Origin of the sequence: Sulfurimonas sp. ST-25, from assembly GCF_048079205.1 — a bacterium.
Taxonomy (GTDB): Bacteria; Campylobacterota; Campylobacteria; order Campylobacterales; family Sulfurimonadaceae; genus Thiomicrolovo; species Thiomicrolovo sulfuroxydans.
Window position 1 is genome coordinate 2428935 of sequence record NZ_CP182225.1, and the last position, 21311, is coordinate 2450245.

The 21311-nt window shown below is 54.7% G+C and carries 24 protein-coding genes; 5 read left to right on the top strand and 19 right to left on the bottom strand.

Going from position 1 to position 21311, the window contains the following annotated elements:
- Nucleotide 1: 1 nt before the first annotated feature.
- From ACM66T_RS12570 to ACM66T_RS12625, 12 genes are all read right to left on the bottom strand, one after another.
- Entirely contained in the window at nucleotides 2–901 is a 900-nt protein-coding gene (locus tag ACM66T_RS12570) for a sulfotransferase (RefSeq protein WP_231019378.1), read from the bottom strand.
- Nucleotides 891–1727 carry a GNAT family N-acetyltransferase gene (locus ACM66T_RS12575; protein ID WP_231019379.1) on the bottom strand — a complete coding sequence of 279 codons (837 nt, stop codon included), beginning with the start codon at nucleotides 1725–1727 and terminating at the stop codon, nucleotides 891–893. Before ACM66T_RS12575 ends, ACM66T_RS12570 begins: the two co-directional genes overlap by 11 nt.
- Before the next feature lie 48 nt (nucleotides 1728–1775).
- Nucleotides 1776–2846 (bottom strand): glycosyltransferase, encoded by a 1071-nt coding sequence (locus ACM66T_RS12580; RefSeq protein WP_231019380.1) that lies wholly within the window; start codon nucleotides 2844–2846, stop codon nucleotides 1776–1778.
- A complete protein-coding gene (locus ACM66T_RS12585) occupies nucleotides 2843–3892 on the bottom strand; it encodes a glycosyltransferase (RefSeq protein ID WP_231019381.1) in 1050 nt (349 codons plus the stop codon). The genes ACM66T_RS12580 and ACM66T_RS12585 overlap by 4 nt, the downstream gene beginning before the upstream one ends.
- Nucleotides 3893–3908: 16 nt before the next feature.
- Complete coding sequence (locus ACM66T_RS12590; protein WP_231019382.1) at nucleotides 3909–4667, bottom strand: glycosyltransferase family 2 protein; 759 nt, start codon at nucleotides 4665–4667, stop codon at nucleotides 3909–3911.
- Nucleotides 4664–6106 (bottom strand): hypothetical protein, encoded by a 1443-nt coding sequence (locus ACM66T_RS12595; RefSeq protein WP_231019384.1) that lies wholly within the window; start codon nucleotides 6104–6106, stop codon nucleotides 4664–4666. Before ACM66T_RS12595 ends, ACM66T_RS12590 begins: the two co-directional genes overlap by 4 nt.
- On the bottom strand, nucleotides 6099–6716 hold the full coding sequence (locus ACM66T_RS12600) for an acyltransferase (protein WP_231019385.1): 618 nt from the start codon (nucleotides 6714–6716) through the stop codon (nucleotides 6099–6101). The genes ACM66T_RS12595 and ACM66T_RS12600 overlap by 8 nt, the downstream gene beginning before the upstream one ends.
- Nucleotides 6713–7984: a lipopolysaccharide biosynthesis protein gene (locus ACM66T_RS12605; protein ID WP_231019386.1), complete on the bottom strand. Its 1272-nt coding sequence runs from the start codon at nucleotides 7982–7984 to the stop codon at nucleotides 6713–6715. The genes ACM66T_RS12600 and ACM66T_RS12605 overlap by 4 nt, the downstream gene beginning before the upstream one ends.
- The gene (locus ACM66T_RS12610; RefSeq protein ID WP_231019387.1) at nucleotides 7981–8775 is read right to left on the bottom strand and encodes a hypothetical protein; all 795 of its coding nucleotides are present in this window, start codon (nucleotides 8773–8775) and stop codon (nucleotides 7981–7983) included. Before ACM66T_RS12610 ends, ACM66T_RS12605 begins: the two co-directional genes overlap by 4 nt.
- A complete protein-coding gene (locus ACM66T_RS12615) occupies nucleotides 8768–9760 on the bottom strand; it encodes a glycosyltransferase family 4 protein (protein WP_231019389.1) in 993 nt (330 codons plus the stop codon). The genes ACM66T_RS12610 and ACM66T_RS12615 overlap by 8 nt, the downstream gene beginning before the upstream one ends.
- Complete coding sequence (locus tag ACM66T_RS12620; RefSeq protein ID WP_231019390.1) at nucleotides 9757–10659, bottom strand: glycosyltransferase family 2 protein; 903 nt, start codon at nucleotides 10657–10659, stop codon at nucleotides 9757–9759. Before ACM66T_RS12620 ends, ACM66T_RS12615 begins: the two co-directional genes overlap by 4 nt.
- A 109-nt stretch (nucleotides 10660–10768) precedes the next feature.
- Entirely contained in the window at nucleotides 10769–11071 is a 303-nt protein-coding gene (locus ACM66T_RS12625) for a MarR family EPS-associated transcriptional regulator (protein ID WP_231019392.1), read from the bottom strand.
- A 117-nt stretch (nucleotides 11072–11188) separates the two neighbouring features.
- Here ACM66T_RS12625 and asnB point away from each other — a divergent pair, with 117 nt between their 5' ends.
- Nucleotides 11189–12982 (top strand): asparagine synthase (glutamine-hydrolyzing), encoded by a 1794-nt coding sequence (asnB, locus tag ACM66T_RS12630; protein ID WP_231019393.1) that lies wholly within the window; start codon nucleotides 11189–11191, stop codon nucleotides 12980–12982.
- 1 nt (nucleotide 12983) lies between these two features.
- Here the strand turns inward: asnB and ACM66T_RS12635 are convergent, their stop codons facing one another.
- From ACM66T_RS12635 to ACM66T_RS12655, 5 genes are all read right to left on the bottom strand, one after another.
- Nucleotides 12984–13829: a hypothetical protein gene (locus ACM66T_RS12635; RefSeq protein WP_231019394.1), complete on the bottom strand. Its 846-nt coding sequence runs from the start codon at nucleotides 13827–13829 to the stop codon at nucleotides 12984–12986.
- Nucleotides 13826–14785, bottom strand: coding sequence for a hypothetical protein (locus ACM66T_RS12640; RefSeq protein WP_231019395.1), 960 nt, complete (start codon nucleotides 14783–14785; stop codon nucleotides 13826–13828). The genes ACM66T_RS12635 and ACM66T_RS12640 overlap by 4 nt, the downstream gene beginning before the upstream one ends.
- A gap of 93 nt (nucleotides 14786–14878) precedes the next feature.
- Nucleotides 14879–15289, bottom strand: coding sequence for a CBS domain-containing protein (locus ACM66T_RS12645; RefSeq protein WP_231019396.1), 411 nt, complete (start codon nucleotides 15287–15289; stop codon nucleotides 14879–14881).
- Nucleotides 15286–15639, bottom strand: coding sequence for a transcriptional regulator (locus tag ACM66T_RS12650; protein ID WP_231019397.1), 354 nt, complete (start codon nucleotides 15637–15639; stop codon nucleotides 15286–15288). The genes ACM66T_RS12645 and ACM66T_RS12650 overlap by 4 nt, the downstream gene beginning before the upstream one ends.
- The gene (locus ACM66T_RS12655) at nucleotides 15636–17156 is read right to left on the bottom strand and encodes a DUF1538 domain-containing protein (protein WP_231019398.1); all 1521 of its coding nucleotides are present in this window, start codon (nucleotides 17154–17156) and stop codon (nucleotides 15636–15638) included. The genes ACM66T_RS12650 and ACM66T_RS12655 overlap by 4 nt, the downstream gene beginning before the upstream one ends.
- A 100-nt stretch (nucleotides 17157–17256) precedes the next feature.
- On the opposite strand from ACM66T_RS12655, the gene arsC reads away from it, so the two are divergent.
- Complete coding sequence (gene arsC, locus ACM66T_RS12660) at nucleotides 17257–17613, top strand: arsenate reductase (glutaredoxin) (RefSeq protein ID WP_231019399.1); 357 nt, start codon at nucleotides 17257–17259, stop codon at nucleotides 17611–17613.
- Nucleotides 17614–17649: 36 nt separating this feature from the next.
- On the opposite strand, the gene ACM66T_RS12665 is transcribed toward arsC, so the two are convergent.
- Nucleotides 17650–17886, bottom strand: a complete 237-nt coding sequence (locus tag ACM66T_RS12665) for a YdcH family protein (protein WP_231019401.1) — start codon at nucleotides 17884–17886, stop codon at nucleotides 17650–17652.
- A 61-nt stretch (nucleotides 17887–17947) separates the two neighbouring features.
- Nucleotides 17948–18508, bottom strand: coding sequence for a dCTP deaminase (gene dcd / locus ACM66T_RS12670; RefSeq protein WP_231019402.1), 561 nt, complete (start codon nucleotides 18506–18508; stop codon nucleotides 17948–17950).
- A 141-nt stretch (nucleotides 18509–18649) separates the two neighbouring features.
- Here dcd and accB point away from each other — a divergent pair, with 141 nt between their 5' ends.
- From accB to ACM66T_RS12685, 3 genes are all read left to right on the top strand, one after another.
- The gene (gene accB / locus ACM66T_RS12675) at nucleotides 18650–19102 is read left to right on the top strand and encodes an acetyl-CoA carboxylase biotin carboxyl carrier protein (RefSeq protein WP_231019403.1); all 453 of its coding nucleotides are present in this window, start codon (nucleotides 18650–18652) and stop codon (nucleotides 19100–19102) included.
- Nucleotides 19102–20442 carry an acetyl-CoA carboxylase biotin carboxylase subunit gene (locus ACM66T_RS12680; protein ID WP_231019404.1) on the top strand — a complete coding sequence of 447 codons (1341 nt, stop codon included), beginning with the start codon at nucleotides 19102–19104 and terminating at the stop codon, nucleotides 20440–20442. The genes accB and ACM66T_RS12680 overlap by 1 nt, the downstream gene beginning before the upstream one ends.
- A 366-nt stretch (nucleotides 20443–20808) precedes the next feature.
- A complete protein-coding gene (locus ACM66T_RS12685; RefSeq protein WP_231019405.1) occupies nucleotides 20809–21303 on the top strand; it encodes a spore coat U domain-containing protein in 495 nt (164 codons plus the stop codon).
- Nucleotides 21304–21311: the final 8 nt, after the last annotated feature.

Consider the following 21311-nt stretch of genomic DNA (forward strand, 5'->3'; position numbering starts at 1 on the left):
CCTAGGCATGCTCGCCTCCGATAAGTGCTGCGAGCTTCTGCGTATCCGCATTCAGTTCCGCCGCGACACGGCTCACCTCGAAGGGGGCGATGCTTTTGTGCTGCTGCAGCGCTATGCCCAGTTCCGACGCCTTTTCGGCGATCTGCTTCAAAACCGTGTCGGGCTCCTCGCACAGCGCTTCGTAGGCGATCTGGATCGTGTCGTTCCCGGAGTCGCGTTCAATGATCCTGTGTATCTGCATGATCTGGTCCACAACGCGTGCATGCGGACCGGCATACTCCCGCTCCCGACAGATCGCCGGAACAGTTGATACCATTCCCTGCCCGGAGAGCTTCAGCAGGGAGTAGCTGTTGGAGAGGAGGTCTCTTTTCAGGTGAATGAACAGCACCCTGTCAAAGGTCTGACGTAGCAGTTCCATACTGAAAGCGTGCCCGAGGTAGCCGGTGATATAGGGTCTGCCGGAGACGCGCTCCAGCCGCCCTTTCAGCCGTGAAAGGGCTTCAGGGTCCAGGGAAGCCGCATCCTCCATAAGCCCCTGCCCCATCCAGTGGCTCCAGAACTTCAGCCCCTCCGCTTCGCCGCAGATACCGTCGACAAACCCCATCTTTGAACGGTACGCCGTTTCATAGCCGGCACACACGCTCTGCTGCAGCAGCAACCCCACTGCCGGTGTCGCGTACAGGAGGTTGGTCAGATTGGCAAGATGGCTGTTTTCAAAGGCGGCGGTCAATACCTGGTAGGTCAGGGTCGAACCGCTTCTCGGGGGCGCGACGATACAGACGAGCGGCATCGGCTTCCGCTTCAAAAACGGCAGCACTGCGTCATCCAGAAAACCGAAATGGCGGTACTGGTTCTGAAAAACCCGCCCCAGGCGGACCGCCAGCGAATCTCTACCTTTCAAAACTTCTCCTGATCTCCTCATGCTTCAGGAGCACCCCGATTTTTCCGGCCAAAGGGTGCTTCAGACCGGCAAAGAGTTTCCGGAAAGGGTAGAGCAGCGTCACCGCCAGGTGCACTTTCGGGCTGTAGATGATATTAAGCCTGCAGTAGGCCCTACGGAAGTGGAACTTCTGAATGAAGTACTCCTGAATGTTGGTCTCGTGCGAGATACTCCGCGCCCCGTCGTCGATATAGCGCAGCCCCCGTTCGTTCAGATAGTGGCTGTTCATCGTGAAAAAGAGCGCGTCGCTCGGGTAAAGGCGCAGGTACTCCGGGTCGAACTTCGTTGTCTTGTAGAGGCAGGCTCCCTCCTGGATCTTGTTCATGCTGTAGGCGATCATCCGCCCTTCATCGTTCCAGACCCCCCAGAACTCCCACTGCGGATCCACTTTGAGACCGAGAATACTCTGGGCGAAGAGCACCTCGGACTGCGGCTCAATAAAGGTCTCGTACTTTGCAAAGGCCTTGCTGTAGGCAGCATACCCCTGCGACGCCACTGTTTCCGCATCGGTCTGCCTGATCGTGCAGCGCTTCAGCCCCCGCCGCACATTGTGCCGCGTATTGCCGCTCAAAGCCTCAAGCCTGCTTTCGCCGTCTTTGATCACGTGCCAGAAGGCGGTCTCGTGCGCGCAGTCAAAGTCGCTGACCCAGCGGATGAAATAGGCGCCGGTACGCCGGAGCAGATCCCGGGCTTCGGTGTCGGAGAGTTCGACACGGGTATGGGGGGCCGTATCCGGGATCAGCGTCCCCTGGTAGTCGACCCATGGGATCCCGTTAAGCATGATCATGCCCGCCCCTCTTCCGCATCATCTCGGGTGCACTCGGGATCGGTGGTCTTACGCATAAAGTTCCTTTGCTCTTTTCAGTATATTACCCCACTCAAAAACGTTTCGCCGCAGCAGCAGTTTTTTGGCAATATCCGCACTGTGTTCCACACAGAAATCTGCCGCCGACCGGATCTGCGGCAGACGCTTGGCATCAAACACCAGCATCTCCAGCCCTGCGTCCCGAAGAATGGCCGCATTATCGCCCTGATCGCTGCTGATAAAGATGCGATTGTAATATAAAAAAGTATAGGCGACCCCCGACTGGGTCGCCGATCTGTACGGGAGAATAAAAACAGCATTGCGCCGCATGAGCTGCTGCAGCTCTGTCAGCGTAAGGAAACGATCCTCAACCTTGGCACCGCACCCTATCAGTTTCTCCTTCAAAGGTGCCAGTTTACTGTCCCATTTGCCGTAGACTTCAAAGCCAAAATCGTCAAACTGACCCGATTCGCACATGGTAACAAGGGTATCGACCCCCTTATACGCCTTGACGTTTCCCCAGAAAATGATGCTTCGCTCCAACGGCGCCGGTTCAGGCACCGGGTCATCCGGCAGGAGCGGCAGCAGCCCGTGGTTGAGGCAGTGCGCTTTCGCGGCATCCACCCCGTAGTGCTTCAAAAAGCGCTGCATCGTCGACGGGCTGACGAAAAGCGCACGCCTTGCCGTATTATAGATCAACTTGTAGGGGAAGTACGTTGCCGATGGGCATGCGTGGGGGACATCATTATGAAAGGTGAAAACCAGTTTACGCCTCAGTAGGGCAAACAGAGGGAGCTCCACAGCGGGCAGTACGCTCCAAAAAAAGTGGATGTAGTCGTAGCGGTGCGCCGACAGCAGCAGGGACACGAGCATGCGAAGGTAGTTGTACCCCCCCTGCAGTCTCCCTGTCCGGCTGCCGGAAACGGAAAAAATCTTCAGGGTGATGTTGTCGCGTTCGGCAAGCAGATCCAGATAGAGATCGTTGTACGCCGTGCGGGAGCAGTAGAACGTGACCCGGTACCCTTGTGCCAGCAGGGCATCGATGTAGTAGTAGTCGTATGGCAACGAGAATGAGCCCGTATCGATGATGGCGATCTTCATCGCCGCTCCGCCATGTAGGCAAAAAACGCTTGCCACTCCCGCTGCGCAGCTTCCGTCAATGCCGACCGGACATCCTCAGTCGCTGCCGCAGCATGTTCGACGTCCCGCTCGACCGCCATAATGCGCTCCGCAAATGCTGTGGCGTTACCCGCCGCACCGAGTGCCGCACCGTACGCTTCCAGCCCCTCGGCCCCTTTGTCGGTCGTCATAATGGGCAGTCCCTTCCCGATCGCTTCGATCAGTTTCATTTTGATCCCGCTCCCGCTGACGATGGGAACCATAACGCCCTGCATCTTAGCATAGAACGCGTCCAGATCGGCGATATACCCGTGGCATGAAACCGTATTGCCGTTGACCGTGACGGGCGCAAAACGCTCATTATGCTTGCCGACAAAATGAAAATGCCGCGTGTTTGCATCTAGCTTCGGGAGCACTTCGGTGACAAAAAACCTGTAACCGTCGAGATTGGGCGGCCAGTCGAAGGAGCCGACGCAGATATAGTTCCGACCCGCATCTGTTGCTGCCACGGGGAGGACCGCATCCGTTTCGGGGAAGGGAGGGATCGCAAAGATGGGGCGGCGCGTGTAACGGCGCAGCTGCTTTTTGAGCGTCTCGGAGATGGCGATGACGGCCTCCGCCCGCCGGATCGCCAGGAACTCCCCGGCAGCAAAGATGGCAAAGTTCATCATGGCGTGGAAATTTCTGCGGTTTTTCAGGAAATGCCACCGCAGCGCCGTCTCGAAATTATGCGAGGAGTAGATGCAGCGCACCGGCAGAAAGAGCATCAAAAAGATCAATTTCGGTTCTTCGATGACACAGAGATCGGCATCGGAAAGCTGTTTTCTGAGCCGGAAAAAACGGGCTATCCGTCTGCGTATCCCCTTCACTTTTCCATACGAAAGCAGCTGAGCATCGTAAACGGTGTCGAGCATCCGAAGGTTTTGCATGATCCGTACCTTGCCGCCGCTGCTTTCCGCCGCGGCGAACTCCGAACAGAGCAGATAGGCCTTCGGTTTCGCCCCGCTTTGGTTTCCGATCGCTTTCATTGCCGTACCCCCGCCGTCATTTGATCCTCCCCATCCGGAAGTAGCGGTAGACATTTCTGAAATTCAGGTGCAGCAGGTTGTCATAGAGGTGCTTGCGGAAATAGCGCTTGTACCCGCTCCTGGCCCTTGCCGACTGCCCGATCGATCCGCTTTCATGTTTATGATAGAGCGTCAGCACTTTTTTGACAACTCTCACCCCGTACCCCTTCATAATAATGCGGGTCCACATGTCCCAGTCCTGGCAGCTTGGCAGTGCTTCATCAAAAAGGCCGGCTTCCAGGATCACCTCTTTTCTGACCATGACGGAGGGGGAAGGGATGAAACACTCCTGCAGGATCGCCCGCTTCGGCACCCCCTCAATGGTGCTCCGGTAACGGTAGACCACCCGGCCGGACGCATCAACGGCATCCGTCCAGGTGTAGACAAGCCCTACATGCCCATCACTGCCGGCAAATACCGCCATCTGCTGCTCCAGTTTTTCCGGCAGCCATTCGTCATCGTCATCCACCAGGGCGATCAGATCATATTTCGCAGCCGCAATCCCCCTGTTTCTGGAATATGGCGCCCCCCTGTTGTTTTCGTTTCGCAAAAATGTGAACTCGGGAAAGAGCCCCCTGTATTTCTCGATCACCGATGTGTATTCATCGATATTCGGTGAATGGTCATCGACGACGACAATCTCAAAGGCACCGGTACTCTGCTGCGCAATACTCTCCAGCAGCCGCTGCAGATAGTCCGGCCGCTTGTAGGTCGGAATAACGATGCTTGCTTTCATGGGCACACCTCGATTCTCACGCTGCTTTTTATCCCTTTGGCACTGTATTTGCGCAGTCTACCGGACGCGGAGTATTCATACCCCTCAAACGCCAGTCTCCCAGTGTCCAGCCCCCCCGGCCCGGCATCGTCGAGGCACAGATAGAGATGCCTGAAGCTGAAGAGAGAGAACACTTTCGTGACAACCGTCACACCGTCATCGTCAAACATAAAATCCCGTTTCATGATCCCCAGCGGAGAGAGCAGCCATAAGGTATCGTTTTTGAACAGGGACACGGATCGCCATCTCAGGGACTTTCGCAGAAGAGAGCAAAACGGCAGCGGAATCCCCTCGGGGCCGTAGAGACTCTCCTGGAACTGTTCTCCGCCGTAGCACGGCGTGATATTGCGTCCATAACGCACGATATAGGGCATGGGCTGATCATTCGTCCAGTAGCCGCCAGTTTTTGAAAGCACTGCTTCATACGCCGGCTTGACGACCTTGATGAAATCCCCGTCCCTGTACTCCGAAGTGGTTCTGCATTCGGGGGCGAAGAGCTCCGTCCCCTGCAAAACGGCGTGGGCTTTGGCAAGAAAGAAGCCCAGAAACGGCAGGTAGTCAAAATAGTTGTTATAGGGATACCAGCCGGAGAATGCGGGGTCGTGCATATCGACGACTACCGGAATCGACGTTTCTTGGCCATTGAGCACCAACGGGAAACTGCCGTCTGGGCGCTGGTACTGCTCCAAGTAACCGAGCACTCTTTCCATATCGCCCAGCAGGGTGTCGTCCCCAGTGAAACTGTACGCCAGCGCCAGGATATAGATCAGGGCCCCGTACCCGAAGGACTGGTTCTGTCCGCGCCCGATATAGAGCGTTTCCCCGCTGTGCAGGATGAAGTGGCGGATGAACGCCACTCCTTTTTGAAAGCTGTCCAGAAACAGTCTCTCCCCCGTTTCCCGGGAGATCTCCCCTATCATGGCCATCGAAAAGCAGTGGTACTGGAACGACTTTACACCAGGGTCGTCAAGGATAAGCCCCGAGGGAAGTTGATAGGCTTCGATCTTCTCTGTTGCCTCTTTCAGCGCCGTCGCACTGTCGATGCCGGCAACCAGCCGTGTATTGCTGCGGAGCAGCGTCCAGTTCGTGCAGGGCGTATTTTTAAACCGAAGGGGTTCTAAAAGAGAGCCGATTTCCGCGCTTTCGGACTGTTTCCAGAAATCCAGCAGCGCGTAATCATTGAACTCCCAATGGAATTCCGGGTCGGTTTTATCAAGCTTCTCGTAAGCGGAAACCAGTTTTTTCTCCGTCACCTCATCAAGCACAGAGGTTCTTTGCAGAAGTGCCAGGGCAAATGCCTCCCCGTAGAAAGAGCGGCATTCGAAGCCCTCCCGCTCACGCAGCCACGCCACGATGAAGGCGGCTATCCCTTCGGAGATGCTCCCCAGACGATCAATCACGTTTATCACTTATGACGTTGGCCGGGACACCGCCGATTGTCGTATGTTCCGGGAATGATTTCGTCACAACCGCCCCGGCGGCGACGATACAGTTTTTGCCGAGCTGAACGCCTCCGAGTACCTGACTGTTTCGGCCCATCCAGACGCCTCTGCCGATAGAGATCTCACCGGCTTTTTTATAACGCTGATGCATGATCGGCACTTCGGCATCCTCTGTCCCGTGGTTCCCGCTGTTGATGTGGCAGAAGGGTGCAACGAGGACGAAATCACCTATAACAACTCTGGAAAAAGACTGGATATGGGTAAAGGCATTGATCCGGACCCCGTTGCCGAGGAACAGTCCCTCCCCTTCATGGTGCGACTGCAGATATACATACTCGTCGAACTGGCAGTTATTACCAATGGATATCCTTTGGGGGTTGGATATCCTGACAGAAGACGGGATGCACAGCCTCAGAGCGTGTTTTCCCCAGCGGACATTTTCCCCATACTGCATGAAGCTCTTTTGATAATAGCGCCGTTTGTAACCGTAAAACGCCATCCGGTCGACTACCAGCGAAATCAGGCCTGCAACGCCCCCCCGCATGATGAACTTTTCAAAATAGGTCACTTTGCCCCCCATAAAAGCTTCTTGATAAAATGATTTTCCATGGTTTCAAGATAAACACCCAGCAATAATAACCACACAGAGGCTACCAGAAGATTGGCGACTGCGACCCCCTGTGTCTGAAAATAGGCGGCACTGATGAAGTAGGCCGTCATAGTCACCAGTGCCATCGGCAGCGAGACCTGAATCACCATCTTCTGTATTGATCCGTGAATCGCGATATATGAGACCAGAGGGGACGCAAATGTTTTCACGAGAACCAATCCTCCTACAATACACATCATATAAAAAAAGATTTGATTGTTCTCATACGTACCGGTAACGATATAGAGATAATATTCCCCCAGACCGTAAAAGCCCGCCAGTGTTATAGCACCGATCAACAGCGAGAGACGGAGGAAAGCATTCGATAGCTTTAGCGCATGGGCTTTGTCCCGTGCGTGCGACAGGGCAACACTGTTCTGATACCCGATGATCATCGGCAGTATATTGGCGATATTGGCACTGTTCAGCGCGATATTGTAATCTCCCACCATTGCCAAACTGACGAAGAGCGAAAGGAAAAACGTATCGGATTTGTAGATAAAGCTAGTGACGATCCCGTTGAGGTGCGTCCAAAAGGAGTAGGTAAAAAAGATGTGGCCTATAAACGAAAAATCGGGTTTTTCCACCTCAGGTCTGAATCCGAGTTTGTTGACCGCCAGATAGAACCAGGTCCCGACAAACAGCATGCTGATGATGAGATCCTTCAGTGCCACAAACCATAAATAGGGATACGCAAAGAGTCCGAGAAGAATAAGCAGGCCGAAAACGGAGCGCAGTACACTGATCTTTGTCACGAGTTTCTGATTGAACTTTGAAGCAAAATAGATGGCAAAGGGTGCCGTCAGACTGTCCGCGACGGTAATGAGTGTAATGGACCAGATCGCATACACGAAGCCACTGTTGTCATATATCGATGTCAAGAATGCACTCAAACACAGTGCGACCATAATGATGAAAGCCGATTTCAGAAGATTGAAACCGAAGAAATCCTGCATCACTTTTTGCAGATCCGAATCGAATTTTTTGTGATCGCGCAGAATGATACTTTCCAAAGAGATATTGACGATATTGACAAACGTGAAATATCCCGCAACGATCCCCATGATACCGTAATCATCCCGCGGCAGCATCCGAATAAGAATTATCGAGGAGATAAACTGAATCCCTATCACGACGAACTTTTCTACGCCGGATGAAAGGAGATTTGAAATGATCTGCTTTTTCATTCGATCTCCATTCTGACATGCCACATCAGCCGGCCCGCTTTGGGTACCCTGACCATTGCAAATGCGGCCAGATTCAAAAAGCGCCTGACAAACCTGTTTTTGAACGGTTGCCTTTCGCCGCGGTACCAAAGGGCTTTTTTGAACTGCTTTCGCGCCAGTAACGGTCTGGAAATCCACTGGGGAAGTGGTCTGGTGCCTGCCCAGGCCGTACAGATTTTTATGACCTCTTTATCCCACTTTTCCGGAACCATCCGCACATGAACAACCCATTCGTCCCTGTTGTCTCGGACATAGATGACCGGCGTCATCTTCTCGGGGACCACTTTGTCCAAAACCGAAATGGTGACAGCAAAAGAGCTCCCTTTCAGGAGGACCCGATCGACGGGGTACTGGTAGTATATATTCGTGTCATTATGGAAATACCGCTTACCGCCGATCTCGGCATATTCGATAAACGCCTTTTTAAACCGGAAACGCATAACGAAATCCATAAAGACAGAATCCTCCTGCGTTACAGCCTCTACCCTTCTATCAATGCAGTTCCCGTCGATCCTGTCATCCACGGAGAGGGCCCACAGCCCCTCTTTCATCCGGACCAGCAACTCGGCCCGGTAGTGCGTATCATCGTATGTATAGGTTTCGGACAGTGTTTTCCCCCGCCAGCCAACCCCCTCTTCGAGCGAAAAGAAAGCACTGCTGTCCGCCGTTTCGAATCCCCATGGTTTGATGATGTTCTTGCCGTGGTAGTACAATTCGGAAATAACGTTTTTCCCGATTTTCCAGCTAAGCATTTGCCACCTTTTCGATGGTCTCGAGCCACAGCCGGGCAAAGAGGGCATAGGAGTGATGCGCCTCGACATACTCCCGCGCTTTCTCTGCATACTCGGCATAGTGTGCCTCGATATGCCGGATCTTCTTACTATAGTCATCAGGATCATCGCCTTCGACAACGAATTCAGGGAGCACTTTTTTCAGCTCCACCCCTAAGCCGACACTGCCCATCACCACTGGAAGACCGCAAGCCATCGCTTCCAGCGGCACCAGGCCGATCCCTTCAAAACGACTGGGGAATACCAGCAGCCTATAGCCGTTGTAGAGGGACGGCATTTGCGCATTTGCCCACCCCTTTACCCATCCCAGCAGCTCTGACGGCCGCTGATTTGTCACGCAGTCAATCGAGAGCCCCCGCGCTGCCAACGCTTCTAGCACATCAAACCCCTTGGCGTAATAGTGATAGGAACCTACAAAGAGATAGGGCTTTCTGCCACCCTGTGCCAATGGTCTGAACCGATCCGTATCGACACAGTTGGGTATGACCTGCTGTACTCTGACACCGTCAGACACCAAAATTTGTCTAACAAATTCCGAGACCGTGACAACATACTTCCCTTTGGCGCTTTGGCGCTGGACCCATGCCGCTTTCGTCAGCATAATGTACTGCTTGGTGGTCACGATCTGACGAAGGTAGTCCCTGTAGCCGCGGTAGCACCCGTGAAAGAGATTGATCACATGCGGATGGTCTATTCCCCAACCGAATTCGCCGTTGGCGACCACAAGATCATACTGCTGCGCGATCGGCCCGAACCGTTTGGCCGTAATATACGGCAGACCGATGAGCCGGAGCATCACCCTTTCCCACCCCTTCGCGGCATACCCGTCCGTCGTTATCAGTTCAACGCTGTGGCCTGCTTCCTCGAAAATATCGCTCAGAATACGGTTGACGCTTTCGACACCGCCCGCATAGTCACGATAGGGGGTAATAATGGCTATTTTCATCCGAATACTTTTTGCCAGAGGTGTCGGGATCGTCTCCCCAGTGGGCGTAAAAACAGTATGTAAAACTGTGCCCACGCAAAAAGCAACTTCGCACTGTTTTTGGAGTGACTCAGTGCGAGACGCGGGCGCAACAATTCATAGTACTTGTCATACATGTACGACGTATAGTAGACCTTCCAGTAAAACTGGCGGAACCGGTTCGCGCGCTGACCCCCGGAGGGGACATCACTGCCGTGCAGATGGAAACAGTGTGTATCGTTCGTCACGATGATCTGCGTCCCATGCACAAAAGCATTGATCTGAAAATCCGTCTCTTCCCGGAACCCGTTGCCACGGGCATAAAACGGGTCGTAGCCATAAGATTCAAGCAGTGCTTTTGTCGTCAGAAAGAGTGCATGGGTAAAAGGGACGGCGAAGTCCCCTTCGAGCCGTGCATGGTGATTGAACATAAAGGTGTGCTGATCTAGGTATGGTTTCATTGCAGTCCCGATACCGAAGCGCCGGCCCGCCTCCTGTGCGGTTTCCCCCGGAAGCATGTAGATAATCCGTCCGGATACAATGCCGGCTCCGGGATGCTCATCGAACTTCTGCATCAGTTTTTCGGTGTAGTCGGCTGCCAGAAAAGCATCATCCTCCCCGAAAAGCACATAGTTGTTTGACGCGTTTTCGTAGCCTGTGATGCGTCCTGCCGACGCCCCCCGTCGCGTTTCGTGGCGCAGGTATTTCGTTGTGACATGCTGGTAGGCCTGCGCAAGGGATTTGACGACGTCACCGGTATCATCCTCGCTGCAGTCATCTACAAAAATGATCTCATTCACACCCTGCTGCCCGTAATAGCTCCAGGCCACCTTCTGAAGTGTATAGGCACGGTTCCTGGTGGGGATAACAACAGTAATCATACGCACGCCACCTCTGTGCAGACTGTTTTTTGCGCTGCTGACGCTGCAAAAGAGCACGTCTGTCCGTTCATGCTTCCTCTGCGCGGCGGCAGGCAGTGGCAGGTCTCCGTCATCCCAGCCTCTCCAGTTCGGACATCAGCTCTTCATACTCCCTGCGTTTAATCTCGACAAACAGCTTTGTCAGCCTGAGCTTTTCCGCAATACCCTTTCGTGTCAACAGATACTTGTAGCCCCGTTTATTGTCACTGCACGCGAATCGTTCGGCTTTGATATACCCTTTTTCGATGAGCGCTTTGACAATATAGTTGACTTTGCCGACACTGTAGCCGAGTTCGTCCGCCAGCGACTTCTGATCTTCGACCGACTCGATCTTGCGAAGCACGCCAAGATCCGCTTCCTGCTTTGTTTCCAAAAGAGATCCATTCAAATATTGAATTCAATTTATGAATCATAGCACAATTGAATAAATGCAGTAAAATGCTGCCATGATTTTTTCGAACACCCTGCTCCCGTTACTGGAGGACATCTAATGTGTGCCGTCTTCGGGATTCTCGGCGACTATGCTCCCGCAACGGCCCGCAGGGCTCTCGCTGCTCTGGCACACCGCGGACCGGACTACTGCGGGATCGTCGAGGAAGAAAGGTTCTTCTTTGCCCAGCACCGCCTGAGCATCCGCGACCTGCATGAACGCTCCCACCAGCCGCTGCGGGAGGGGAACGTTCTGCTCAGTTTCAACGGGGAGATCTACAACTACCGTGAAATCGCAGAGACGCTGCAGCTCCGGGCGGCCACGGAAGCCGAAACCGTTCTGGCGGCCTACCTGCACTGGGGGATCGACTGCGTGCACCGCTTCCGCGGCATGTTCGCCCTGGCGATCTACGACGACGGGACCCTCTACCTGCTCCGCGACCGCCTGGGGAAAAAGCCGCTCTTTTTTGCCAAACAGAAAGAGCGATTCGTGTTTGCCTCGGAGATCAAGGGGATCCTCCCGTTCCTGCCCAGCGTCAGAATGAACGACGATGCGATGATGGGTTTTCTCTCCTTCCAGGCGCCTACAGCGCCGCACACCTTCTTCGAAGGCATCGAAAAAATCGCCCCCGGCGAGCTCATAACGGTTGCTAACGGCAGCGTTAGCCGGCGTTCGTATTACTGTTTGCTCGAACATGCCGACCCGGTGGAAGACAGCAGTGCCCGGCAGCGCATCGAGGCACATATGGAAGAGAGCATCGCGATGCGCCTCGATGCCGACGTCCCCGTCGCCGCCCTGCTCAGCGGCGGGATCGACAGTGCCGCCGTCAACGCCTTTGCCAAGAAACTCGGCCGTCCCCTGCAGACCTTCAGCCTGGGCTACGCGGAGCGCTGGAACTACGACGAGAGCGGGAGTGCCGCCGAAACGGCACGCATCCTGGGGCTCAAGAACACGAAGATCACCATCGGCCAGAACGACTTCATCGATGCCATCGACCCGGTGATGGACGCCCTCGACGAGCCCCTGAACGACCCGGCCGCCATCCCGCTCTACCTCCTATTTGGCGCCATCAAAAAAGAGGGCTACCGCGTCGTACTCAGCGGCGAAGGGGGTGATGAACTCTTTCTGGGCTACCGGCAGTATTTCGACTACCTCGATATCGAGCAGCTGGCCTCTCTGCAGCGCAAGGCGTGGCTAAAGAAGTTTTTCCACGGCCACTTTTCCATCAACCGCGAGTGGGAGTGGTACAAGCGCGCCTTTGACGAGACCCTGCTCTTCCGGGGGGCCGGTGAAAAATTCACGGACCTTCAGAAAAACGCCCTGATGCGCCGGAACGTCCGCGACGAGGAGGGGCTGCGTTTTGTACAGCCCGAACGTGACCGTTTCGATGCCAGCCGCTGGACACACCCCGCCCACTGGTACAGCTACCTTGACCTTCGGCAGCTCCAGGCCGAGTACTACCTTGCCAAGCTCGACCGCGTCTCCATGGCCCACGGCATCGAATCCCGTACCCCGATGCTCGACCACCGCCTGGCGGAGACAGTCTTCGGCACGTCGGCGGAACTCAAGATCGGAAACGGGCGGCCAAAGGCGCTGCTCAAACAGATCATGCGCCCGTACCTTGGCGATACAATACTGGAACGAAAAAAGAAAGGGTTCGCCTCGCCCTATATGGAGTACCTGCACGCCTCAGGGAAGATCGACCTCATCACCGAGGTCAACGACCAGACGGGAGTGTTCAAAAAAGAGGTGCTGGAGCGCTACATCGATGCCGCAGTGCACCGCGGCCGCTTCAAACAGCAGGTCTGGAGCCTCTTCGTGCTCTCACACTGGATGAAAAGACACCTGCTCTGACTCAAAAAGCATACTGATACATCAGCGAGGCCTCGGTTACCTCGGTCGTAAAGGTGGCAGGCAGCGTCATGTAGTGCGGACCGTAATCATAGTAATAGTGCATATCGGCATCGCCTTCGCTTCGCCGGTATGAGATCCCGGCTTTGACCATGGAAGCGGCATGCCGGAACAACACGGCATCGGCGCCCAGAAGAACCCCTTTCATCCACCCTTCGCTGAGGGTATAAAACCCTCTTTGCAGATGGTCGTCCCTGTTGTATTGGCGCGCCAGCGATATCCCGCCTCGGAAACGCCACGGCAGTGTGAAGAGGGTTGCATCGAATACGCCGTACAGATTTACCCCTCCTGAATGCTGGGTAAAACGCACGGTCGTACCGCTCAGGACCGTCTGTGTACCGTCCGTATAGTCGATCTGCCGGGTATGTGACCAGCTAAGCCGCCACTGTTCATAGAAAACGTCTATCCCCACCGCGAAGTTCGATGACACGGGGTGAAGGAAATCTGCGTGGAAAGCATAACACCCGTCCAGCGTCGTATCCGACTGCGAAAAAACAGTCCGGTTCCCGTCTTTCCAGTCCGTGTCGTCACCGGTACGTTTTTGAGAAGCGAAAGCAGATGCAAATGAGAAGCGGAGCACGCCGGCTGGCAACTCGAGGGCATATCCCAGTTCCCCGACCGCTGCCGTTGCCGGGAAGCGCAGTCGTGCTTCGAGCCCCAGCGCAGAATCTTTTACCCGGTAAGAGAGTGTGGCATTAACAGCCTTGATCCCGGCAAAGAGTCCGTCACCCGACAGCGGCGCCACCGCCAGGATCATGCCGGCGACTGCACGATGCAACGTCGCCGTCAAAGTGTGACGTTAATGTCCGTACCGTTCTGATCCGTTACCGTGATCGTATCGGTCGCGGTAACATTCACGTTGATATACCCGCCGGCACCGATGAGGCGCATACTGCCGCTCAGCAGGTAGGAATCTTCAAAATAAAATGGATCGTTACAGTTAAGATCGTAGCTCGGATCGATATCGAGGCTTGCGGTCAGATTATTGACATAGATACGGCCGGACTTGTAACAGTAGGTTTCAATCCACGGATAGCTGTAATAATCCTGCGTGAACACCGCCGTCAGGTCATCGTAACGTCCCATTTCGCCCTCAGTACCCCACTCAACGCTGCTCGTCATCGTACCGGCATAATAATCATTGTTATAGTCATATACGCTGTAATCCGTCCGCATTTTACTGCCGGCACTTACAAAGAAGGTATACATATTGTCCGTAATGGTGAAATCGGCAGGGAAAGAGATTTCCATGTAGGTCAATGTCTCGCCGTAATTTGTCCCCCCCATTGCCACGCGCATCTTGCCGTCCATGACATAATTCACATCAAAGGCACAGTTACTGAATGTCACCGTCGCGTCCAAATGCGTCGCGGTATAACTCTCCGTGAATGACATCGTCCCACCGTAGTCACATGTATAGGACTCCTTATAGGTCGCATTCAGCGTTTGCGTGTGATACTCCAGCACCTTGAAAACCGGGCCGTTTTTGTCAAGCATAAAATAAGCAGGGTCAAATCCGGTCGGCTCTACTGCAGAAGCAGAGAAAGGAATAACAATATTACCGATCGAGCCGGAAAAGATCGCGGCGACCGCTTCCGCACCGTTCACTGCCGTTGCATTCGCCTCCGCTACGTTCAGCGTCGGCAGGCTTGTCGTACCGCCGCCCCCGCCGCCGCCACAACCGCTAAGGAACAGTGTTCCTGCCGCAACAACAATCAATCCGCTTTTTCGCAATACATTGAACATACCTGCTCCTTTTATAGTGTCACTTCCGGACAATATAACACCACTTCTCTTCAACAATACTTATTCATTATCGTTATAGACAAGCGCGGCGGACTACATATCGTTTCGCGCTTCCTCCATCAGGACCCGGGCGATATCCGTCATGCTGATCACCCCTGTCAAGCGCCCTTCCCATGTCACGGAGAGATGCTTGATCTTCTGGTTGATCATCAACTGCGCCGCATACCGGATATCGAGGTCCGGCACGATCTGTACCATCGGCTTGCTGGCGACGTCGTAGACGTTGAGCAGGTCCATATCCCCGTCGTTACTGTAAATCGCCTCGAGGATGTTGGAGTAGGTGACGATTCCGTAGGCGTCGTTTTCGCTGGTGCGCTCGACGATGACCGAGCGTACGCTCCGCGTGTCCATCAGGTTGATCAGTTCGCGCACCGACGCATAAGGGGAGATCATCGCAATCTCGTCCGCCGGCGTCATGATATCCCTCACTGTAATCAGTTTCATACCTCTTTCTCCTCTTTGAGTCTGTTGGCAAAGGCTTCAATCTGGTTGCTGGCGATCCCCGCGAGATGTTCGATGGGCAGCGACATGACGATCCCTTTGTTCTCCGTTTCAAGATGCAGTTCATTCTTGAGCGCCTTCATCACTTTGACGGAGGTCCGTTTCTCAAGAACGAAGAGCAGCACACTCTCGGCACGCTCATACGTCAGGCCGAAAAACGTCTTCTTTTCATTCAGGCCCGTACCCTTCCCGGTGAGACTCGTCACCCCGCCGGCACCGTTGGCCTTGGCGATATCGATCGCCTCCTCTTCCAGCGACTGTTCCACGATCGCTACCAATAATGCAAACCTCATTCAAACTCCTCCTTGTGTTGAGTTTTTGTGCGCCCGGCGCTGAGTTCCGTAATCACCCCGTAGGCCATGACGGTGATCATCGGGAAGAGCGACGCAAAGGCGATCAGCCCGAAGCCGTCAATGAGCGGGCTCCGCCCCTCGATGTTCGTCGCCAGGCCCAGGCCCAGCGCCGCGACCAGCGGCACGGTGACCGTTGATGTCGTCACCCCGCCGCTATCATAGGCGATCGGGATGATGTAGCGCGGCGCGAAATAGGTCAGGATGATGACGACGATGTAGCCCGCGATAATGTAATAGTGTATCGGGTCCCCCGCCACGATACGGTACGCCCCCAGAGCAATACCCACGGCCACCCCTGTGGCGACGGCGATCCGCAACACCATCTGCCGGATCTTCCCCGCGGAGATCTCCTCGACCTTGATCGCGATCGCCAGCAGCGCCGGTTCGGCCATGGTCGTCGAAAAGCCGATCAGAAAGGCGAACAGGTAGATCAGCAGCCGGTTATCCTGCTCCGTGAGCTGCAGCGCCATCGTCTCCCCAATGGGAAAGAGCCCCATCTCCAGCCCCACGATAAAAGCATACAGTCCGAGGATAACAAGCACGATACCGAAAACGATGCGGCGCAGGTAGGGCACCTGTTTTTTGATGATGGCGTACTGGAAAAAAAAGATCACGGCGAGGATCGGCATGACATCCTTGATGACATCGAAGAGCTCCAACAGCAGTGCCAGCGCCTGCTGACCTATCGTGCGGCTGTGTTCCACGTGCTCTGACACGCTCTGCGCCACGGCGGCGATCGCCTCGCCGTTGCCGGAGGCGTAGACGACGATCCCGTAGACCTGAACGAAGATCATCGGTGTCAGCGAGGCGAACGCGATCAGCCCGAAACCGTCGATGACCGGGTTCCGTCCGCGGATACTGCTTGCAAGCCCGACGCCGAGCGCCGCGACGAGCGGTACCGTCACCGTCGAGGTCGTCACCCCGCCGCTGTCGTAGGCAAGACCGACGATCTCCGGCGGGACAAAAAAGGTCAGCATCACGACAATGATATAGCCGGTGATGATATAGAAATGGATGGGATGGCCCGTCAGGATGCGGAAGGTGCCCAGGGCGATGGCGAAGCCGACCGAAAAGGCGACGGTCAGCCGCAGTACCAGGGCGTCGATCTTGCCGTTACTGATAACGGCGGCCTTATCCGCGATGGCAATCAACGCCGGTTCGGCAATGGTCGTCGAAAAACCGATCAGAAAGGCGAAGAGCAGCAGCCAGAATGCCGAACCCTTCCGTGCAAACTCCTGCGCGAGGTTCTCGCCGACGGGGAAGATACCGACTTCGAGCCCCTGAATAAAAAGCGCAAGCCCCACGGCGACGATGAAAAGCCCCGTCGCGACGGAGAGAAGATTGTCGGGCATTTGCTGCAGGATAAAGATCTGGAAAAAGGCGATGACGGCGATGATGGGGGCAAGGTCGCCGAAGGAGCCTCTGAGCATGATCCAAAAGAGTCTGAGTTGTTCCATTGGGATATTTTACGCATTTTTGTGATTGATGTCATGGCACGCTTCATGCAAAGGGGGGCAAATCGGAAAAGCGTTACAATTTCGGAAAAAAGGAGTCTGTATGAGTTCGAAAGTGACCATCTGGCACAACCCCCGCTGCGGCAAATCCCGCGATGCGCTGAAACTGTTGGAGGGCGAAGGGATCACCCCGGACATCGTCCGATACCTTGATGACACCCCCAGCGAAGAGGAACTCCGCAGCGTCTTGAAAATGCTCGGCATCGGCGCCCGCGACCTGATGCGCACGAAAGAGGCCGTCTACAAGGAGCTTGGCCTCAAAGAGGTCACCGACGAAGCTGCCCTGATCAAGGCCATGACAGAGCATCCGAAGCTCATAGAACGCCCCGTCGTCATCACGGATGGCAAAGCCGTCATCGGCCGTCCGCCGGAAAAAGTCATTGATTTGGTTAAAGGGTAAGGAAAATCGGCCGCCGGGCGGCCGCCGGGCGTCGTCTTAGAGGTTGTTATCTTTTTTATATTTGATGATCTCGGCGTACGCCTCGTCTTTGAGCAGCAGCTTCTCTTTTTTCAGCTTTTCGATCTCAACGTCGTCCATCGGGATCTGGCCGCTCTCACCCTTTTCAATCAGGTCGTCCAGCTCGTTGTGACGCTCGAAAATTTTCAGAAAATGCGCGTTAGCGCTTCCGTCTTCCTTCATCTTGGTGATGATTTCACGGTATTCGTGCAGCATATGTTGTCCTCGTCTTTTTTAGGACGCTGCTTCCACGTCCCATAAACACCACTATAGCGTATTACTGTAAAATCCGGGGTAAAGTAATCCCCTCCTGGCCCTGGTATTTTCCGCCCTTGTCGCCGTAACTCGTTTCGCACATTTCGTCCCCCTGGAGGAAAAGAACCTGGGCGATCCCCTCGTTGGCATAGATCTTCGCCGGCAGCGGCGTGGTGTTGGAAATCTCGATCGTAATATGGCCTTCGAATTCCGGTTCGAACGGCGTCACGTTGACAATGATCCCGCAGCGCGCGTAGGTGGACTTTCCGAGACAGATCGCCAGCACGTCGCGGGGGATTTTGAAATACTCCACGGTCCGCGCTAGCGCAAAAGAGTTCGGCGGAACGATACAGATATCGCCTTTGAAATCCACGACGTTGGCATCGTCAAAATGTTTCGGGTCGACCACGGTGGAGTTGAGGTTCGTAAAGATCTTGAACTCGTCGCTGACGCGGATGTCATACCCGTAGGAGCTCAGACCGTAACTGACAACGCCCTTGCCTACCTGATCCTCGCAAAAAGGCGTAATCATGGCGTGTTCAAGCGCCTGTTCCCTGATCCAGCTGTCCGCCTTCAGTCCCATAAAAATCCTTCCCTGCCGCGGGGCGTTTCCCGGGCGGCTTAAATTAAGTTGTGCTATTATATCGCATTAAAATTTAGGCGGCCCCGATGCGGAAAACCAAGGGTTTTCACCCATTTCCGGGGCCCCCAGGAGCGTTTTGACATGGATATGAGACAGATCAAGGCATTGATGCAGGAATTTGACGAGAGCGGGCTTTCCAAACTGAAGATCACCAAAGAGGGATTCGAGATGGAACTGGAAAAAGTTATCGGAGCCGTCGCGGCACCGGTCGCCGCCCCTGCACCGGTCGCAGTACCGGCAGCTGCCCCCGCAGCCGCACCGGTCGCTGCTGCGGCGCCGGCCCCTTCTGTCAGCGGTGACGAGATCCTCTCCCCGATGGTCGGTACCTACTATGCAGCACCGTCGCCGGATTCCGCCCCGTTCGTCAAAGTCGGCGACACCGTGAAAAAAGGCCAGGTCATCGCCATCCTCGAAGCGATGAAGATCATGAACGAGCTCGAGGCAGAATTCGACTGTAAGGTCCTTGACGTCCTCGTCTCCGACGGCCAGGCGGTCGAATACGATATGCCGCTCTTCGTGGTAGAGAAGCTCTAATGGCAGAGATCAAGCGTATCCTGGTCGCGAACCGCGGCGAGATCGCCCTGCGTGCCATCCGTACCATCAAAGAAATGGGCAAGGAAGCCGTCGCCGTCTACTCCAAAGGGGACAAAGGTGCCGCCTACCTTGAACTGGCCGACGCCGCCATCTGTATCGGTGAAGCGCCGAGCAGCGCCAGCTATCTGCATATCCCCGCCATCATCTCCGCCGCGGAAGTGAGCGGTTGCGATGCCATCTTCCCCGGCTACGGCTTTCTGAGCGAGAACCAGCACTTCGTCGAGATCTGTGCGCACCACGGCATCAAGTTCATCGGGCCGACGCCGGAAGTCATGGTGCTGATGTCGGACAAGTCCAAAGCCAAAGACGTCATGATCGCCGCGGGCGTCCCGGTCGTCCCGGGCAGCGACGGCGCCATCACCGATATCGACGATGCGAAAAAGCGCGCCCGCGAAGTCGGCTACCCGGTCATCCTCAAAGCCGCCCAGGGCGGCGGCGGACGCGGGATGCGCGTCGTCGAGGATGAGAGCTACCTTGAAAACGCTTTCCTGGCGGCGGAGTCCGAAGCGGTCACTGCGTTCGGCGACGGCACGATCTACATGGAGAAGTTCATCCTGAACCCGCGCCACATCGAGGTGCAGATCATGGCGGACAGCCACGGCAACGTCATCCATGTCGGCGAACGCGACTGCTCCATGCAGCGCCGCCACCAGAAGCTGATCGAGGAGTCCCCGGCCGTCGCCCTGACGCCGGAAGTCCGCGAACGCCTCCATGCCGCTGCCGTCCGCGCCACGGAGTACATCAACTACGAAGGCGCCGGTACATTCGAGTTCCTGCTCGATGCGAACCTGGATTTCTACTTCATGGAGATGAACACCCGTCTGCAAGTCGAGCACACTGTCTCCGAAGAGGTGAGCGGCCTTGACCTCATCGAACTGATGATCCGCGTCGCCGAGGGGGAAACACTCCCCAAACAAGAGGAGATCAAGCTCAAAGGCCATGCGATCGAGTGCCGCATCACGGCAGAAGACCCGGTCAAGTTCCTCCCGAGCCCGGGCAAGATCCAGGAGTGGATCGCCCCGGGCGGTATCGGCGTGCGTATCGACACCCATGCCCACGCGGGCTACATCGTCCCGCCGACCTACGACTCCATGATCGGGAAGCTGATCGTTTACGGCCGTGACCGCGAACATGCGATCAAACGCATGCACCGGGCGCTCAGTGAATTCACCATCAACGGTATCCGCACGACGATCCCTTTCCATATCAAAATGATGGAGAACGACGACTTCATCTCCAACAACTTCGATACGAAGTACCTCGAGAACTACAAGGGGTGACATTGTCACCCCGATACTCCCCTTAAACACCTCACATTTTGCTTTTTTTGGCTCTCTATATATAGAAGCATAGTATCGCCGGCCGTTTACACACCCGACAACCCTCTCGCCTTTCCAACAAATTGCGTAAAAATCGAAAATAATGTGATAGTAATTTCAGGTTCGCAAGGAGAGATTTTCGGAAAACGAATGTAATATAACAGTTTTATCACAACTTTTATGCCGAAAAATAGGAATAAAGCCATAAAAATTAAGCTTATATTTTTTAAAAACATTTTAAAACGAAATAGAATTTTTTTCTGATTAATATTAAAAGTTCTTATATTGTACTATAATCATACTTATATTTCGCATCAGGAAATTTACATGAAAACGAAACCGAGTACATCCCTTCTTAGTTTCTCTGCACTGCTTCTGCTTGCAGGGTCCACCAGTGTTTTGGCCGCTTCTAAAACCAATTCATTTATCGTCTCGGCGAACGTACCCGCTGTGTGCAACTTTAATAGTGTCAACGATCTCAGCTTCGGTGATTACGATCCCAACACAGGAACAGGGCTGAGCGCCGAATCAACTTTCAATATCCGCTGTACAAAAAATACAGACTACACGCTTGCACTGGATGCGGGTGGCAACTCCGACAGAACCATGAGCGGCTCGGCAACCAACACCGACACGTTGGCGTATGAGCTTTATCAGGACGCTGCACACTCACAGGTATGGGATGCGACGAACACTGTCACCGGCACCGCCACCGGGTTCGCATCAGACATCACTCAAACAGTTTATGGCAATATTCCTTCTAGTCAGGATGTCCTGCCGGACAGCTACACCGACACGGTGACCATTACCGTCAGTTACTAAATCATCAA

Bases quoted from the DNA above. Each gene is read 5' to 3' on its own strand.
- ACM66T_RS12575 (WP_231019379.1), bottom strand. From the start codon at position 1,727: ATGATCATGCTTAACGGGATCCCATGGGTCGACTACCAGGGGACGCTG.
- ACM66T_RS12580 (WP_231019380.1), bottom strand. From the start codon at position 2,846: ATGAAGATCGCCATCATCGATACGGGCTCATTCTCGTTGCCATACGAC.
- ACM66T_RS12585 (WP_231019381.1), bottom strand. From the start codon at position 3,892: ATGAAAGCGATCGGAAACCAAAGCGGGGCGAAACCGAAGGCCTATCTG.
- ACM66T_RS12590 (WP_231019382.1), bottom strand. From the start codon at position 4,667: ATGAAAGCAAGCATCGTTATTCCGACCTACAAGCGGCCGGACTATCTG.
- ACM66T_RS12605 (WP_231019386.1), bottom strand. From the start codon at position 7,984: ATGAAAAAGCAGATCATTTCAAATCTCCTTTCATCCGGCGTAGAAAAG.
- ACM66T_RS12610 (WP_231019387.1), bottom strand. From the start codon at position 8,775: ATGCTTAGCTGGAAAATCGGGAAAAACGTTATTTCCGAATTGTACTAC.
- ACM66T_RS12615 (WP_231019389.1), bottom strand. From the start codon at position 9,760: ATGAAAATAGCCATTATTACCCCCTATCGTGACTATGCGGGCGGTGTC.
- ACM66T_RS12620 (WP_231019390.1), bottom strand. From the start codon at position 10,659: ATGATTACTGTTGTTATCCCCACCAGGAACCGTGCCTATACACTTCAG.
- asnB (WP_231019393.1), top strand. From the start codon at position 11,189: ATGTGTGCCGTCTTCGGGATTCTCGGCGACTATGCTCCCGCAACGGCC.
- ACM66T_RS12640 (WP_231019395.1), bottom strand. From the start codon at position 14,785: ATGTTCAATGTATTGCGAAAAAGCGGATTGATTGTTGTTGCGGCAGGA.
- ACM66T_RS12645 (WP_231019396.1), bottom strand. From the start codon at position 15,289: ATGAAACTGATTACAGTGAGGGATATCATGACGCCGGCGGACGAGATT.
- ACM66T_RS12650 (WP_231019397.1), bottom strand. From the start codon at position 15,639: ATGAGGTTTGCATTATTGGTAGCGATCGTGGAACAGTCGCTGGAAGAG.
- ACM66T_RS12655 (WP_231019398.1), bottom strand. From the start codon at position 17,156: ATGGAACAACTCAGACTCTTTTGGATCATGCTCAGAGGCTCCTTCGGC.
- arsC (WP_231019399.1), top strand. From the start codon at position 17,257: ATGAGTTCGAAAGTGACCATCTGGCACAACCCCCGCTGCGGCAAATCC.
- ACM66T_RS12665 (WP_231019401.1), bottom strand. From the start codon at position 17,886: ATGCTGCACGAATACCGTGAAATCATCACCAAGATGAAGGAAGACGGA.
- dcd (WP_231019402.1), bottom strand. From the start codon at position 18,508: ATGGGACTGAAGGCGGACAGCTGGATCAGGGAACAGGCGCTTGAACAC.
- accB (WP_231019403.1), top strand. From the start codon at position 18,650: ATGGATATGAGACAGATCAAGGCATTGATGCAGGAATTTGACGAGAGC.
- ACM66T_RS12680 (WP_231019404.1), top strand. From the start codon at position 19,102: ATGGCAGAGATCAAGCGTATCCTGGTCGCGAACCGCGGCGAGATCGCC.
- ACM66T_RS12685 (WP_231019405.1), top strand. From the start codon at position 20,809: ATGAAAACGAAACCGAGTACATCCCTTCTTAGTTTCTCTGCACTGCTT.